The following is a 15,027-nucleotide window of genomic DNA, read 5'->3' as shown; positions in this document are numbered from 1 at the left end:
TGATTGAAAGAAAGGCACCGTGGGGAAAGCGATGAATGCCGGTTTTTCACCCGCCTGCGGTGCACGTTCATTCAGCAAGTCTTTGCGACTGCATGATGCGCGTTGAATCCATTCCGAAATTCACCGATTCCGCATCCAGATTGTGGGAAGTCGTTCCCCTGGAGCGCCAGAAATCGTTGCTCTCCAATGTCTGGTGCGGAAAATGCCGTCATGAGGTCACCATTGCAAATTTCACCGGTGTCGTGAAAGCGGGCGACCTGCTGCTTGTCGGAAAATGTACTGAATGCCGCGACGATGTGGCAAAACTGATCGCGATGGTGTGACTGGTTACCTGCGGGCCTGGCAGGACAATCGCGTTCAGCTTGTGCTGCGGATGTCGTTGTAATCGCCAACCGATTCCTGGATGACCTCCCGTGCGGTCGCTGTCTCCTGCTCCGTGCGAGCGTCCACCACCAACACGATCTGGCCGCTTCCAATGGCATCGCGAACCAGCGCCGATAGCCAGCCTTCCTTCTTCCCCACGTCGGGTGCCGCGCTGGTTACTGCGCCTGCGGTGGCGCCCAGCAAGCCACCGATGCTGGCACCCCAGCCCAGCATCACGAGCGGCGCGAGCAGCGGGCTGGCGATGAACAGACTCACGTTCGCCGCCACCAGCGCCACCTGCGCCAGCGCGCCGATGCCGGCCCCAACCGCGGTTCCGATGGCGCCGTCCACCACCACGTCCTTCAGCACAGCGTTGCTGTCCTCTTTCGGCGCAGGTGCAGACGTGGCCGAGTCAGTCTCGAAGATCTGAAGGCGTTCGCGCGGCAACCCCCGCTCGACGAGCGTGGAAAAGGCGCCTTCAGCGGCGTCGCGGTTGGAAAAGAATCCTGTCAAGTGATGACGATACTCGTCCATGGCATTTCTCCTTGGTATGACCCGTGCAATACGGATTCAAGTTCACCTTACCCGGGATCTCCTGGACGGTCTGTGCGACGCCGTACACATGAGGCCAGCAACGTGCCTACTTGGGCCGTGGACGTGACAGCCGGGGCTGCGCCGCCTGCAGGCGCCCGGCACGCAGCTCGACCACCGCCTTGGCCACCGCGCGCGCCACGTTGCGCGCTTCTTCCTGTACCGCCTCGTCCCGGTCCAGGGCCTCGTGACTGGTGGCATAGGGTTCGTAGTAGCCGATATAGCGGTCCAGCCGGGCCTGCGCACCCGCATCGATAAAACCCATCCAGTCGAGCCAGTCTGACAGGGCCCGGCGCGAGCCTTCGACCCCGGTCACGTCGCCGTGCACGATCAGGCCGTAGGCGCGCCCGGCCAGATGCTGGGGGTAGTCCCAGCCTGCCAGCTCGAGGTCTTTCGCTTTACCGGCTTTTTTGCCCGAGGTTGAGGTGGGATCGGGATTGCCGCCATCGGCACACACCAGCCGGTCGATCATCAGCTTCAAGGGGCTGGGGCTTTGGTACCAGTACACGGGCGACACGATGAGCACCGCATGGGCCGCAGCCCAGCGCTCGTAAATCTCCGCCATCCAGTCATGGGTCTGGCCGAGCGCATGGTTGGGGTAGCAGCTGCAGGGCCAATGGCACAAGGGCATGGCGGTTGATACGCAGCCCTTGCAGGGATGAATGTGGCGCGCGTAGTCCGAGGTGACCAGGCTCAGGTCCAGCACATCGACCTTGATGTTGGCCCGCTCCAGCGTGTCCTGCGCGATTTGCAGCAGCCGAAAGCTCTTGGATATTTCGCCCGGGCAGGTGCCGTCGTTGCGCGCCGAGCCGCAGACCAGCAATACCCGGGATGGGCCGGCCGGGTCAGCCCAAGCCTGCTGGGCCGCTTCGATCCGCTGTCTGGTGGCAATCCATTCAGTGGACAAGTCGTAGTCGGGGTCGGCATAGCCCGGGCCTGCCTTTTGCGTGAACGGTGCTTTGCGGCCTTCCATGTAAGCGTCCCAGGCGATGTCTTCAAGCCGCGCGATGGAGGTGTCCTCGGCGCGGAACGCCGGGTCAATGAAGCTGGCACGAAACCGCCGACTGAATTCCGCCCGATCAATTGGCGCGGGGGCCTGGCCCTTGCGAATCTCGATCACGGCCGGCTCCCGGGGTCCGAAGGGCAAGCGCAGGGGGGTGGTAGACAGGCGTTCATGGATGTTCCTTGCAGAGTGACAAGCGGTGGTGAATCATGCATGAGGCGCAGTTGCAGGTCGCTCATGGATTCAGAGGCAACGTTACCGGATGGGTTTTTGACGGTCCGTGCGCAAACGAACAGACGAATGACGTGGCCTCAAATAACGTGCCTCTCTGTATAGGTGTTCTACCGCTCGGGCCAGCGTGGCCCATGCCATGCTTTTGTCGATCTGGAGTCTCCATGCAAAACGTTTCCATCCCCCACCCCCAGCAGGGTCGTGCAGACCACCAATTTGTTGCCATGCTCGACGTCTACCGCGACAGCGGTGGGCTGGCGCGGGAGCGCGAGGTAGTCGCTTTGTCAAGGCTGTGCTGTGGGCCCGATGCCGATACGATTGCCGGATGGCTCGCCGACAGGGAGTTGATGGGTTTCAATTGGCAATCAAAAACATGGCTCCCTTTGTTTCAATTCAACCGTCTTGACATGACGCGCCGGCCGGAACTGAGCCAGGTCTTTGCGGAGTTGACGCCGGTCTACGACCCTTGGGAGCTGGCGAGCTGGTTTGCGCAAGCCAACCCGTGGCTTGCGCAGCGTATCCCGGCGGACATGCTGGACACCGATCCATCCGCAGTGCTGCAAGCGGCCCGAGCGGATCGATTCATTGCCAACAACTGAGATTAAGCTATGCTGGGCACTACACGTTGAACACTTCCAATAGCCAATGCAACCCACCACGCCGTGGACACTGCACCGTTCTTTTTGATTCTTTATGCAAACCAGTGACTTGTTGAGGCGCCAGCGGATAAAAAGCCTTATGGCGGGGCACACTGACAAGGTTGCTGATGCCGCCATTGGCTACTGGTCGCGGATGGCCACCCAGATCATTTTGATCGTCGGTGACGCTGGTTTTGATTCCCTTTATGCGAGAAGTGTGTTCCTGAGTCAGGCAAGCTACCCCTGGCTGGCGACCAGTTCTGGGGCGTCGCAGACCGCGCCGCGGTTTGCAGACCTGAAAACAAGCCTCGAAGCCCAAACGCCTGCAATCGCGGGCGAAGCCAACAGTCTGCTACTAATCACATTCACCGACATCCTGGCCTCGCTGGTAGGCGGGCCATTGACCGCCCGTATTTTGGAATCGGCTTGGGATATTGATATTCAAGGTACGGCCGACAAGGAATTGACACATGAGTAACAAGGTAAACATACGTCGTCTGAAAACGGGCGTTCCGGGTCTGGACAACTTGCTGGGTGGGGGGCTACCGGAGTTCTCGTTCAACCTGATTGCGGGCACGCCCGGAAGTGGAAAAACAACGCTCGCCCACCAGATCATGTTCTCGCTGGCCAGCCCGACCAGCCGGGCACTGTTCTTCACGGTGCTCGGGGAACCCGCCCTGAAGATGCTGCGCTACCAGCAGCAGTTTCCGTTTTTCGATATCGACAAGGTCAATCAATCGATCCGCTTCGTCAACCTGTCGGCCGACCTGCTGGACGGCGATTTTGACCGCGTCTTGTCGCGCATTGCGCAAGAGGTGCAGGCCTACGCGCCCAGTCTGGTGTTTGTTGATTCGTTCCGGTCCGTGGTGCAGTCTGGCAGGCAGAACGAGCAGGGGGCGTCCGATCTGCAGCGATTTGTGCAACGCCTGGGCATGCAGATGACCAGCTGGCAGGCCACCACCTTTCTGATCGGCGAATATTTGATGCCGGAATCGGAGTCCAGCCCGGTCTTTACCGTGGCCGATGGCATTTTGTGGCTTTCGCAAAACTTGCACCGTAACTCCATGGTGCGCAAGATGCAGGTGGTCAAAATGCGGGGCCAAGCCCAGGCCCCGGGCCTTCACACGTTTCGCATCAGCGACCAGGGCGTTCAGGTTTTTCCGCGTGCGATCATCAAACAAAGTCTGGCACCTGAGGCACGGTCCAGTGTTCCGTTTGGAGTCGCCCGCATTCCGATGGGAACCCCGGGCCTGGACGACATGCTGGGCGGCGGCCTGCCGGTTGGCTATTCGCTGCTGGTGGTCGGGCCCTCCGGTTCCGGGAAAACCGTCCTGGCGACGGAATTTCTGGCCGAAGGCATACGCCGGGGCGAACCCGGTGTGATTGCCGCGTTTGAGAAAAGCCCGAGCCAGCTGCTGGGCAACATGAAGCTGCATTCGATGATCAAGGATGGACATGTGGGGGTGATCGACACACGTTCCCTGGATTTATCCATTGACGAGACGCTGAATGATCTGATCGAAATGATCAACCGGATGCAGGCCAAGCGCGTGGTCATTGATTCTCTGTCTGGGTTTGAACTGGCCCTGGCACCCGAGTTCAGCGAAGACTTCCGTGGATCCTTGTACCGGATGATTGCCGAGCTCACCAGCATGGGCGTGACTATTCTGATGACCTCCGAGCTGGAGGACCGATACACCGACCTGCGCTTCAGCCCCTTCGGCAGCGCTTTCCTGGCTGACGCGATCATCGTGCAGCGTTATGTCGAGATTAAGAGCCAATTCCAGCGCGCCATCTCCGTCATCAAGGTCCGTGCCAGCGCGCACAGCAAGGACATCCGGTTGTTCAGCATCACCGAAGACGGCATCGTCATTGGAGAGACTTTGTCCGACTATGCCGGCATCATGACCGGCAAGCCCACGGTCCTGCCGGCGGGCGAACCCTCGGATGAAGGCCGCCCGTGATGGTCAGCTCCGACCCTGCCGGTGCCGTTGATGCCGTTGATCCAACTCAGCCCGGCACGGCAGGCCAGCGCCAGGTCAGCTTGTTAGAGGTTGCCAAAACTGACATAACCCGCCGCGAAAGAGCCGTCATCGACGATGAAGCGGCTGTTTTGGGCCGTGAAAATTCAGCCACGGCGCGGGAAGATGCAGCGCTCTCGCGCGAGGACGCCGCCGCCTCGCGTGAAGACGCGGCCCATCTGCGCGAAGGCGAGGCCACCTCGCGCGAGGGAGAAATACGCGTGGCCACCGCCCTGCAGGCCGCGTCGGACGAGCAAATGCTCATGCTGCAGCAGGCCAACGCGCAGCTGGTCATTGCGACCATGGACGCACAAAAACTGACTGCACGGCTCGAACTGGCCCAGGTTCAGCTCGAGCGCGCCAAAAGCGTGGCGGAAAAAGCCAACCTCGCCAAGTCGGACTTCTTGTCCAGCATGAGCCACGAGCTACGCACACCGCTCAATGCCATTCTCGGATTCGCCCAATTGATGGAGTTGGATTCGCACCCACCCACACCCACCCAAAGCGCGAACATCGCCCAGATTCTTCAGGCGGGTTGGTATCTGCTAAGCCTGATTGACCAGGTTCTTGACCTCGCGGTGATTGAGTCCGGCAAGTTGCCTGTGTCGCCGGAAGCGGTGTTGCTGATCGATGTGATGCGCGAATGCCAGGCGATGATCGAGCCGCAGGCGCAACAACGCGATGTCCAGGTCACTTTTCTCCCATTTGACAACACCTGGTTTGCCAATGCCGATCGCATCCGGGTCAAACAGGTTCTGCTCAACCTGCTGTCCAACGCCATCAAATACAACCGCGAACGGGGAACGATTGAAGTGCATTGCACCGAGGGCAAGCCGGGGCGCATACGCATCAGCGTCAAAGACAGCGGTGCGGGCTTGTCCGTGGACAATCTGGCCCATTTGTTTGAGCCGTTCAACCGCTTGGGGCAAGAGGCCAGTGCAGAGCCCGGCACCGGCATTGGCCTGGTGGTGACCAAACAACTGGTTGAACTGATGGGCGGCGAAATCGGTGTTGAAAGCACGCTCGGCGTCGGCACTGTGTTCTGGATCGAATTGAACCGCGATGTGATGCCAGACCCTGGCGCGGACCAGGCCATCGCCGCCGAAGCTGCGCAGCACGGGCAAAGAGACGGTGCGCGGCGGACCCTGCTGTGCGTGGAAGACAACCCGTCCAACCTGATGCTGATCGCGCAAATTGTCGGGGGCCATCCGCACATACGGATGCTCAGCGCCAGCGATGCCGATCTGGGCCTGGCGCTGGCGCGCGCTCATCGCCCCGATGTGATCCTGATGGACATCAGTCTGCCTGGCATCAGTGGTTTTGACGCGCTGAAACTACTGCAGGCAGATCCGGCCACGGCGTGCATCCCGGTGCTGGCCATCAGCGCCAATGCCATGCCAAACGATATTCAAAAGGGGTTGGCCGCAGGTTTCCTGCGCTACATCACCAAGCCGATCAAAGTCAGCGAGTTCATGGATGCCTTGAACATGGCGCTGAGGCTTGCCGAAACAGGGTCACCATGATTACCGTGGCCAACCAAAGATCGGGTACGTAACGGAGCGATCGCAATGGACAAAGAAGTTGGCAGCGCAGCAGACAGCAATGATCCAGGTCAGGCGGGCGGCGAAAGCGAGCACGCCGCCAGATCAGCACTTGCGGCGCACGAAGAGAGTATGGCGCGGCGGGAGAGCGCGGTCATTGAAGAAGAGGCGCTCATGCTGGGTCGCGAAAAGTCGGCCTCAGCGCGCGAACAAGCGGCTGAGTTGCGCGAAGGTGTTGTCGACATACGTGAAGATGCAGCCGACCGGCGCGAGGCCGTGGCCCTGATACGCGAAGACGAAGCGCATCTGCGCGAGGGGGCTGCCACGTCGCGCGAACAGGGCGTGCGGACGGCGGTCAGGGCGCACGCCGTTTTTGAAGACCAGCTACATATGCTCCAGCAAGCCAATGCGAATCTGGTCATCGCCAGCATGGAAGCCCATCGACTGGCTGAAGAAATCGAAGCGGCAAAAGTCGAGCTGGATCATCTGGCGCACCACGATGTGCTCACCGATTTGCCGAACCGAATGCTGCTGGCGGACCGGCTGGGCCAGGCGATTGAGGTGGCGCGCCGGCAAGGCCGCCAGCTGGCAGTCATCTACATGGACCTGGATCGCTTCAAACACATCAATGACTCCCTGGGCCATGCAGTAGGTGACCAACTCCTGAAGTCAGTGGCACAGCGACTGGTGGCTTGCGTGCGACACTCGGACACGGTCAGTCGACAGGGTGGCGACGAGTTTGTGCTGTTATTGCCCTACATTGAGCATGCCGAAGACGCGGCGCTCTCCGCGCAAAAAATACTGGCGGCGCTCGCACTGCCACACCGCATCGATGGCAGCGATCTTCATATCAGCGTGAGTATCGGCATCAGCATTTACCCCGACGATGCTCACGATGCGGATGGCATGCTGAAGAGTGCGGACACGGCGATGTACCACGCCAAGGAGAGCGGGCGCAATAATTTCAAATTTTTCGAGCCGCAGATGAATGCCCGGGCGGTGCAGCGGCAGTCCATCGAAGCCAGCCTGCGCCAGGCGCTGGACCGGCATGAGTTTGTACTGCACTACCAGCCCAAGATCAACCTGCAGAGCGAAACGATTGTTGGGGTCGAGGCGCTCATCCGCTGGCAGCATCCCCAACGCGGGCTGCTGTTGCCATCCGAGTTTGTGCCGATCGCCGAAGACTGCGGCCTGATCCTGCCGATAGGCCGCTGGGTGCTGCGCGAAGCCTGTCTGCAGGCGCAGGCCTGGCTGCAGGCGGGCCTGCCAGCGATCACCATGGCAGTGAACACCTCCGCGCTCGAGTTCCGGGCCAAGGATTTTCTCGACAACGTGCGCGCAACCCTGGCGGACACGGGCCTGGAGTCGAACTGGCTGGAAGTCGAACTGACCGAAAGCGTCCTGATGCGCGACGCCGAGTCGAACGACTGCGTATTGAGTGAGATTGCCGAGCTGGGCGTCAAGCTGGCGATTGACGATTTCGGCACCGGCTACTCCAGTCTGAGTTACCTCAGACGCTTTCCGATCAATGCCCTGAAGATTGACCAGTCATTTGTCAACCAGATAAGTGCCAACCCCGACGATGCCATCATCGTCAGCGCCGTGATCAGCATGGGCAAAAGTCTCAAGCAGCGCGTCGTCGCGGAGGGCGTGGAAACGCCAGAACAATACGCCTTTTTGCGTGCGCAGAATTGTGATGAAGGGCAAGGCTATTTTTTCGGCCGTCCCATGCCGGCAGAGGCGCTTGCCACCTTGCTGCACACGGGGCTGTCACTGCCCATGCCACACTGAGATCCCGGTCATGCGCCCGCAAACCCTGCCTGTGGTCATTCGGAGCCAAGCGCGCGTGACAGCCGCTCTGATGGGGGCGGTGGTGCTGGTACTTGCCGCCTGCGGTGAGATGGCCACGCTGCCGGTCGCAGACGGCATGGGCCCCCAGCCGACTTTGCCGCCGCCACAGCGCACGCTGATTCCAACCGTGAACATTGCGCCAGCCAAAGGCTGGGCGGTCGGGGCCATGCCACAGGGCGCACCCGGCACGCGCGTGAACGCGTTCGCCAGCGGCCTGGACCATCCGCGCTGGCTGCATGTGCTTCCCAACGGCGACGTGCTGGTGGCGGAGAGCAACGCGCCGCCCAAGCCCGACGACGCCGGGGGCATCAAGGCCTGGCTGACAGGCCTTGTGATGAAAAGGGCCGGTGCGGGCGTGCCCAGTGCCAACCGCATCACCCTGTTGCGCGATACCAATGGGGACGGGGTGGCGGACCTGCACTCTGTGCTGCTGGAGGGACTGAACTCGCCTTTCGGTATGGCGCTGGTTGGCAACGCGCTGTATGTGGCCAATGCCGACGCGGTGCTTCGCTTTGCCTACGCAGACGGTGACACGCGCATCACCGCGCCCGGCGTCAAGCTGGTGGACTTGCCAGGAGGCCCGATCAATCACCACTGGACCAAAAACATCATGGCCAGCCCGGACGGCCGCAAGCTCTATGTGACGGTGGGTTCCAACAGCAACGTCGCCGAACGCGGCATGGCCGCAGAGGCGCAGCGTGCCGCCATCTGGGAGGTCGACACCACGAGCGGTGCGCACCGGATCTTTGCGTCCGGCCTGCGTAACCCGGTGGGGCTGGCCTGGGAGCCGCGCAGCGGTGCCTTGTGGACGGTCGTGAACGAGCGCGACGAGCTGGGCAGCGACCTGGTGCCCGACTACATGACCTCGGTGCGCGAGGGCGGCTTCTACGGTTGGCCCTACAGCTACTTCGGCCAGCACCTTGACGAGCGCGTGAAACCGCAGCGCCCCGAGCTGGTTGCCAGCGCGATCTTTCCTGACTATGCCCTGGGGCCGCACACTGCCTCGCTGGGCTTGGCATTTTCGGGCGGCACCTCGCTGCCGGCCATTTTTGCGAACGGCATGTTCATCGGCCAGCATGGCTCGTGGAATCGCCGCCCCCACAGTGGTTACAAGGTGATCTTTGTTCCATTCAAGGACGGCCGGCCGGCCGGTGCCCCGGTCGACCTGTTGACCGGCTTTCTCAGTGAGGACGGCCATGCCTTCGGCCGGCCGGTGGGTGTGGCGCTTGACAAGGGGGGCGCGCTGCTGGTGGCCGACGATGTGGGCAATGTCATCTGGCGTGTGAGCGCCGCACCTTAGGGTCGGATTGCCGGTGAAAGCAGCTGACCACGGGCCGCGGTAGCTTGTCTTTGTAGGATATTTACTACGTCAATTCAGGATACCTGCCCCTGTTCCCGTGTCATCGGCTGTTCCACAATTCGCTGCCCGGTGCAAACCGATCTTTCATTCTTTTCGAGGATTTTTATGAACCACATTTTCAATTTGAAGACATCCCTCATCGTTGCCGCCCTGCTGGCATTGCCAGTGGCTCAGGCCGCCAATATTTCCAAGGATGACTACAAGGCTGGCAAGACCCGCATCAGCGCGGACTACAAGGCCGACAAGGCGGCGTGCGCCCCGCTGGCCGCCAATGCCAAGGACATCTGCGTTGAAGAGGCCAAGGCCAAAGAGAAGGTCGCACGCGCCGAACTGGAATACAGCTACACCGGCAAGGCCAAGGACCAGACCAAGCTGATGGAGGTCAAGGCCAAGTCAGCCTATGAAGTCGCCAAGGAAAAATGCGACGACAAGGCCGGCAACGACAAGGACGTTTGCGTGAAGGAAGCCAAGGCCGTAGAGACCAAGGCGCTGGCAGATGCCAAGATGGGCAAGGAGATCAAAGAGGCCAAGAAGGACGCCACTGAAGACAAGCGCGACGCCGACTACAAGGTGGCCGTCGAGAAGTGTGACGCCATGGCGGGCGACGCCAAGACCAGCTGCATCGCAGCCGCCAAGACCAAGTTCGGCAAGAACTGATCCTTGCCTCGCAAGAGGCAGTTGGCAAGGGTGTCTGGAGGTGGGTCGACGCGAAGTTGACTCACCCACCGCTCAAACAAATCTCACAAAGCCGGGTCGCGCACATCCCAGCGAATGGCATCGATTTGTTTGAGCAGCTCGGGCGAGAGCGTGGTGCCCCAGGCATTCAGGTCTTCGTCAAGCTGCGCCACCGACGTGACGCCAATGATGGTGCTGGTCACCTGCCACTTGGTGTAGCAGAAGGCCAGCGCCATCTGCGTTGGCGTCATGCCATTCTCAATGGCCAGCGCGTTGTAGCGGCGCGCGGCCGCCAGCGCCTCGGGCCGGCCCCAGCGCTGCTTGCGGGTGGACTCGAACTTGGCGATGCGCGCATTCATCGGCGCGCCCGGGCCGGTCAGGCCTGATTCGTCGTACTTGCCAGTCAGCAGGCCAAACGCGAGCGGCGAATAAGCCAGCAGCGACACGCCGAGGCGGTGGCAGCTTTCGTCCAGGCCGTTCTCATACGTGCGGTTCAGCAGGCAATAGGCGTTCTGCACCGTGGCCACGCGTGGCAGACCATGCTGCTCGGCCAGACGCACAAACTCGTGCACGCCATACGGCGTCTCATTCGACAGCCCCACGGCACGCACCTTGCCGGCCTTGACCAGCGTTTGCAGGGCATCCAGCTGGGCGTGGATGGACGTGCCGTTGCTGTCTTTCGCCGGGTCGAAGTACACGCCGCCAAACATCGGCACATTGCGCACCGGCCAGTGGATCTGGTACAGGTCAATCACATCAGTCTTCAGGCGCTTGAGGCTGCCCTCGCAGGCGGCAACAATGTCGGCGCCGGTCAGGTCCGGGCTGCCGCCGCGAATCCAGGGCATGGCGCGCGAGGGGCCGGCCACTTTGGTGGCAATCACCAGCTTCTGGCGCGCCGTGGGGTTGTTGGCCAGCCAGTTGCCGATGATTTTTTCGGTGGCGTTGAAGGTTTCGGCGCGCGGGGGCACGGCATACATTTCGGCCGTGTCGATGAAGTTCACGCCGCGCTCCAGTGAGCGGTCCAGAATGGCGTGGGCCGTGGGCTCGTCCACCTGCTCGCCAAAGGTCATGGTGCCCAGGCAGATGGGGGTGACATGCAGATCGCTCTGGCCGAGCTGGATGGTTTTCATGGTCATGGCAGGTGCTGGTGGTTTTTGTGGAGCCCGGAGTTTACGTTTTCCCCCGCCTTTGCGCTTGGGCTCGCTACTCCGCCAATCTGGCCCGCTCTTCTTCCTGCAGGCGCAGCACGCGCCGCTGCACCTTGCCGGTGGTGGTCATGGGCAGCGCGTCGACAAACTCGATCTCCTTGGGGTATTCGTAGGGCGCCAGCTTGCCTTTGACGTGGGCTTGCAGCTCGGCCACCAGATTTGAGTCAAATTGGCCATCAGCCCCCGTCCCGCCTGCGCGAGCAGCTACAAAATCAGGAGCAAGAACCACATAGGCCTTGACCAGCGCGCCCCTTTCCTTGTCCGGCTTGGGCACCACGGCGGCATTGGCCACGGCCGGGTGCTTGACCAGACAGTTCTCGATTTCGCCCGGGCCAATGCGATAGCCCGCAGCCTTGAATATGTCGTCCGAGCGGCCCTGGTACCAGAGGTAGCCGTCGGCATCGCGGGTGGCCAGGTCGCCGGTGCGACACCAGTTGCCGGTGAATTTGTCGCGCGTGGCGCTGTCGTTCTTCCAGTAGCCCAGAAAGAAGATCGGGTCGGGGTGGCCGTGCACATCGAAAAGGTTCAGCGCCACATCGCCGGGCACACCCACCGCGCATTCGTTGCCCGCGTCATCGATCACCGCCACGCGATGCCCGGGGTAGCCCTTGCCCATGCTGCCCGGCTTGGCGGGCCAACCCAGGCCACCCTGGGTATTGCCGTTCATGGCGCAGTTGCCAACGATGTAGTTCACTTCGGTCTGGCCGAACATCTCGTTGACCGTCACACCGAGCTGCTTCTGGCAATAGTCAAACACCGCGTCACCCACCGCCTCGCCCGCGCTCATGATGGCCTGCAGCTTCAGCCCGAACTGCTGGCGTACCGTGGCGCTGGCCGTGCCGGGGTAGGCCTTCATCATCGCCTTGAGCGCCGTGGGGAACAGAAATGTGTGCGTCACGCCAAACTTGCCCATCAACTCCAGCGCTGCCTGCGGGCTGAAGCGGCCGTTGAAGGCCACGATGGGGCGACCGAAGTAGAGCGTGGGCAAGAGCGCATCCATCAGGCCGCCGGTCCAGGCCCAGTCGGCCGGCGACCAGAAGACGGCGTCGGTTGCCGCGTTGTCGCGGCCATCAAAACCAAACCAGTTCTGGCTGCAGACGAAGCCTGTCAGGTTGCCAATCAGCGCGCGGTGCGGGATGACCGCGCCTTTCGGGTTGCCGGTGGTACCACTGGTGTAGATCAGGATGGCGGCTTCATCGGCATCGGTCACGGCGGGGGCAAACTCGGGCGTCACCCTTGAGAGCGCGTCGGCGTAGTCAACGTCCGCCTGGGCGGCGGCGCCGCCCACCCCCAGCACGCTGCGCAGCAGGGGGCAGTTCTCGCGAATGGTCCCCACGCTGGCAATCGAGCTTTCATCGCAGATGGCCAGCACAGCCTCGCTGTCATGCAAGCGGTATTCCAGCGCTTCCGGACCAAACAGCATGGACAGCGGCATGGCCACCGCACCCATTTGCAGTACCGCCATGTAGGCCACGGCGGTCTCAAAGCGCTGCGGCATCACGATGGCGACGCGGTCGCCGCGCCCCACGCCCAGCACCGCCAGCACGCGCGACAGGCGGTTGGCCTGTTGCTGCAGCTCAGCATAAGTATAAAAAATGGTTCTACCCCCCGTATCCATTGCCTGAATAGCTACTCTTTTTGTAGCATCCGGCAATTCCGCCCAACGCGCGCAGCAGGCCTGGGCAATGTTGAACTTCTCGGGCACCAGCCACTGAAAGTTGCCGTACAGCTGCGAATAGTTGTCTCGTTTTTGACTGACGCTCATGCTGAGTCTCCTTATGATTCGTCAAATGTACCAAGTCAAAAGAATCTCCCGCAGCGAATTCGTCCCGATCCGCAATCTCTCGTACCACGTTCGCGTCTGGGGTGAGCCCACGCCGGGCAAGCCGCCGCTGGTGATGGTGCACGGCTGGATGGACGTGGCCGCCTCCTACCAGTTCGTGGTGGACGCCTTTGCTCAGGACCGCTACGTCATCGCCCCCGACTGGCGCGGCTACGGTGACACCGATTCGGGCCAGGTCGACAACTACTGGTTTCCCGACTACCTGGCCGATCTCGACTTTTTGCTCGACCACTACGCCCCCGGCCAGGCGGTGGACCTGGTGGGCCACAGCATGGGCGGCAATGTCGCGATGCTGTACGCCGGCGTGCGACCCGAGCGCATTCGCCGCCTGGTGAACCTGGAGGGCTTTGGCATGCCAGCCACCCACGCCGCGCAGGCCCCTGGCCGCTATGCCAAGTGGATGGATGAACTGAAGAAGCTGCACGCCGGCGACCTGGACCTCAAGTCCTATGACGCGGTGGAGGGTGTGGCGCGCCGCCTCATGCGGACCAACCCGCGGCTGGACCAACACAAGGCGGAGTGGCTGGCCCAGTTCTGGGCGCGCGCCAATGCCGACGGCCGATGGGAGATCATGGGCAACCCGGCCCACAAGATCACCAACGCCCAGCTGTACCGGGTGGATGAAGTGCTGGAAATCTACAAGGAGATCAGCATGCCGGTGCTGGCGATCGAGGCCAGCGACAACAGCATGGACCAGTGGTGGCAGGGCAAATACTCCCTGGCGGAGTACCACGAGCGGCTGAAAGCCGTGCCCGACGTGCGCATTGAGCTGATTGCCGAGGCCGGCCACATGATGCACCACGACCAGCCAGAACAGCTGGCGGCGCTGATCGAGCGCTTTATTGCCTGAGCCAACGTGAGAAAATAGCGGGTTATTTGAAACCCAATTGTTTAGGACCCGCATCATGGAAGCAGAACGCATCAACCTCATCGGCACCCAACTCTCCGATCTGAGCGCCCGCACCCAAGAGTTACGGGGGTATCTTTGACTATCCTGCCAAAGCAGAACGGCTGAGAACCGTCAACGCATCCCTCGAAGATCCTACGGTCTGGAACGACCCCAAACGCGCCCAGGAGCTGGGCCGCGAGAAAAAAGCGCTGGACGGTGTCGTCGTCACGCTCGACAACCTCTCCACCGAACTGGCCGACAACCTTGAGTTGTTCGAGATGTCCAAAGAGGAAGGCGACGAAAACGGCCTGCTGACCATCGAGCTTGAGACCGCCAAGCTCGCCGAGATCATCCAGGGGCTGGAGTTCCGCCGCATGTTCAACAACCCGGCCGACCCGCTCAATTGCTTTCTGGACATTCAGGCCGGCGCCGGTGGCACCGAAGCCTGTGACTGGGCCAGCATGCTGCTGCGCCAGTACCTGCGCTATGCCGAGCGCAAGGGCTTCAAGACGATCATCGAAGACGAGACCGCGGGCGACACCGCAGGCATCAAAGGCGCCACCATCAAGATCGAGGGTGAATACGCCTTTGGCCTGCTGCGTACCGAGACCGGTGTGCACCGGCTGGTGCGCAAGTCGCCATTCGACTCCTCGGGCGGGCGTCACACCAGCTTTGCCAGCGTGTTTGTCTACCCGGAGGTGGACGACTCGATCGAGATCGACATCAACCCGTCCGACGTGCGCACCGACACCTTCCGCGCCAGCGGCGCCGGCGGCCAGCACATCAACAAGACCGACTCGGCCGTGCGCCTGA

At 61.7% G+C, this 15,027-nt stretch carries 13 protein-coding genes and 1 pseudogene; 10 read left to right on the top strand and 4 right to left on the bottom strand.

Annotated elements, in window-relative coordinates; genetic code table 11:
- Positions 1 to 35 precede the first annotated feature (35 nt).
- Positions 36 to 323: a hypothetical protein gene (locus Q7T10_RS10010; protein WP_304747776.1), complete on the top strand. Its 288-nt coding sequence runs from the start codon at positions 36 to 38 to the stop codon at positions 321 to 323.
- Positions 324 to 357: 34 nt separating this feature from the next.
- Here Q7T10_RS10010 and Q7T10_RS10005 read toward each other — a convergent pair whose 3' ends face one another.
- Complete coding sequence (locus Q7T10_RS10005; RefSeq protein ID WP_304747774.1) at positions 358 to 897, bottom strand: hypothetical protein; 540 nt, start codon at positions 895 to 897, stop codon at positions 358 to 360.
- A gap of 106 nt (positions 898 to 1,003) precedes the next feature.
- Entirely contained in the window at positions 1,004 to 2,074 is a 1,071-nt protein-coding gene (locus tag Q7T10_RS10000) for a flavodoxin family protein (RefSeq protein WP_304747840.1), read from the bottom strand.
- A 278-nt stretch (positions 2,075 to 2,352) separates the two neighbouring features.
- On the opposite strand from Q7T10_RS10000, the gene Q7T10_RS09995 reads away from it, so the two are divergent.
- The 7 genes from Q7T10_RS09995 to Q7T10_RS09965 all read left to right on the top strand — a co-directional run bounded on the left by Q7T10_RS09995 (position 2,353) and on the right by Q7T10_RS09965 (position 10,256).
- Entirely contained in the window at positions 2,353 to 2,787 is a 435-nt protein-coding gene (locus tag Q7T10_RS09995; protein ID WP_304747772.1) for a hypothetical protein, read from the top strand.
- 94 nt (positions 2,788 to 2,881) lie between these two features.
- The gene (locus tag Q7T10_RS09990; protein WP_304747770.1) at positions 2,882 to 3,304 is read left to right on the top strand and encodes a hypothetical protein; all 423 of its coding nucleotides are present in this window, start codon (positions 2,882 to 2,884) and stop codon (positions 3,302 to 3,304) included.
- Complete coding sequence (locus tag Q7T10_RS09985) at positions 3,297 to 4,790, top strand: ATPase domain-containing protein (RefSeq protein WP_304747768.1); 1,494 nt, start codon at positions 3,297 to 3,299, stop codon at positions 4,788 to 4,790. Before Q7T10_RS09990 ends, Q7T10_RS09985 begins: the two co-directional genes overlap by 8 nt.
- Positions 4,790 to 6,370: an ATP-binding protein gene (locus Q7T10_RS09980; RefSeq protein WP_304747766.1), complete on the top strand. Its 1,581-nt coding sequence runs from the start codon at positions 4,790 to 4,792 to the stop codon at positions 6,368 to 6,370. The genes Q7T10_RS09985 and Q7T10_RS09980 overlap by 1 nt, the downstream gene beginning before the upstream one ends.
- 45 nt (positions 6,371 to 6,415) lie before the next feature.
- Positions 6,416 to 8,179: a bifunctional diguanylate cyclase/phosphodiesterase gene (locus Q7T10_RS09975; RefSeq protein WP_304747764.1), complete on the top strand. Its 1,764-nt coding sequence runs from the start codon at positions 6,416 to 6,418 to the stop codon at positions 8,177 to 8,179.
- A 70-nt stretch (positions 8,180 to 8,249) separates the two neighbouring features.
- Positions 8,250 to 9,539, top strand: coding sequence for a sorbosone dehydrogenase family protein (locus Q7T10_RS09970; RefSeq protein ID WP_304747838.1), 1,290 nt, complete (start codon positions 8,250 to 8,252; stop codon positions 9,537 to 9,539).
- Positions 9,540 to 9,704: 165 nt separating this feature from the next.
- Positions 9,705 to 10,256, top strand: a complete 552-nt coding sequence (locus tag Q7T10_RS09965; RefSeq protein ID WP_304747762.1) for a hypothetical protein — start codon at positions 9,705 to 9,707, stop codon at positions 10,254 to 10,256.
- A gap of 83 nt (positions 10,257 to 10,339) precedes the next feature.
- Here Q7T10_RS09965 and Q7T10_RS09960 read toward each other — a convergent pair whose 3' ends face one another.
- Positions 10,340 to 11,404: an aldo/keto reductase gene (locus tag Q7T10_RS09960; protein WP_304747837.1), complete on the bottom strand. Its 1,065-nt coding sequence runs from the start codon at positions 11,402 to 11,404 to the stop codon at positions 10,340 to 10,342.
- Positions 11,405 to 11,477: 73 nt separating this feature from the next.
- Complete coding sequence (locus Q7T10_RS09955; RefSeq protein WP_304747760.1) at positions 11,478 to 13,247, bottom strand: acyl-CoA synthetase; 1,770 nt, start codon at positions 13,245 to 13,247, stop codon at positions 11,478 to 11,480.
- Between the two features lie 25 nt (positions 13,248 to 13,272).
- Between Q7T10_RS09955 and Q7T10_RS09950 the strand changes: the two genes are divergently transcribed.
- Both Q7T10_RS09950 and Q7T10_RS09945 read left to right on the top strand, forming a co-directional pair.
- Positions 13,273 to 14,175 carry an alpha/beta fold hydrolase gene (locus Q7T10_RS09950; protein ID WP_304747757.1) on the top strand — a complete coding sequence of 301 codons (903 nt, stop codon included), beginning with the start codon at positions 13,273 to 13,275 and terminating at the stop codon, positions 14,173 to 14,175.
- A gap of 55 nt (positions 14,176 to 14,230) precedes the next feature.
- Positions 14,231 to 15,027, top strand: a pseudogene (locus Q7T10_RS09945) (PCRF domain-containing protein); the annotation flags it as partial.

Origin of the sequence: Rhodoferax sp. (assembly GCF_030646845.1) — a bacterium.
Classification (GTDB): Bacteria; Pseudomonadota; Gammaproteobacteria; order Burkholderiales; family Burkholderiaceae_C; genus Rhodoferax.
This window is presented reverse-complemented; position numbering and strand designations above follow the sequence as displayed.

What these genes read in the sequence shown, in the direction of transcription:
- Q7T10_RS09975 (WP_304747764.1), top strand. Translation starts at nt 6,416, where the DNA reads ATGGACAAAGAAGTTGGCAGCGCAGCAGACAGCAATGATCCAGGTCAG.
- Q7T10_RS09960 (WP_304747837.1), bottom strand. Translation starts at nt 11,404, where the DNA reads ATGAAAACCATCCAGCTCGGCCAGAGCGATCTGCATGTCACCCCCATC.
- Q7T10_RS09990 (WP_304747770.1), top strand. Translation starts at nt 2,882, where the DNA reads ATGCAAACCAGTGACTTGTTGAGGCGCCAGCGGATAAAAAGCCTTATG.
- Q7T10_RS09985 (WP_304747768.1), top strand. Translation starts at nt 3,297, where the DNA reads ATGAGTAACAAGGTAAACATACGTCGTCTGAAAACGGGCGTTCCGGGT.
- Q7T10_RS09955 (WP_304747760.1), bottom strand. Translation starts at nt 13,247, where the DNA reads ATGAGCGTCAGTCAAAAACGAGACAACTATTCGCAGCTGTACGGCAAC.
- Q7T10_RS09980 (WP_304747766.1), top strand. Translation starts at nt 4,790, where the DNA reads ATGGTCAGCTCCGACCCTGCCGGTGCCGTTGATGCCGTTGATCCAACT.
- Q7T10_RS10005 (WP_304747774.1), bottom strand. Translation starts at nt 897, where the DNA reads ATGGACGAGTATCGTCATCACTTGACAGGATTCTTTTCCAACCGCGAC.
- Q7T10_RS09995 (WP_304747772.1), top strand. Translation starts at nt 2,353, where the DNA reads ATGCAAAACGTTTCCATCCCCCACCCCCAGCAGGGTCGTGCAGACCAC.
- Q7T10_RS09950 (WP_304747757.1), top strand. Translation starts at nt 13,273, where the DNA reads ATGTACCAAGTCAAAAGAATCTCCCGCAGCGAATTCGTCCCGATCCGC.
- Q7T10_RS09965 (WP_304747762.1), top strand. Translation starts at nt 9,705, where the DNA reads ATGAACCACATTTTCAATTTGAAGACATCCCTCATCGTTGCCGCCCTG.
- Q7T10_RS09970 (WP_304747838.1), top strand. Translation starts at nt 8,250, where the DNA reads ATGGGGGCGGTGGTGCTGGTACTTGCCGCCTGCGGTGAGATGGCCACG.
- Q7T10_RS10010 (WP_304747776.1), top strand. Translation starts at nt 36, where the DNA reads ATGCCGGTTTTTCACCCGCCTGCGGTGCACGTTCATTCAGCAAGTCTT.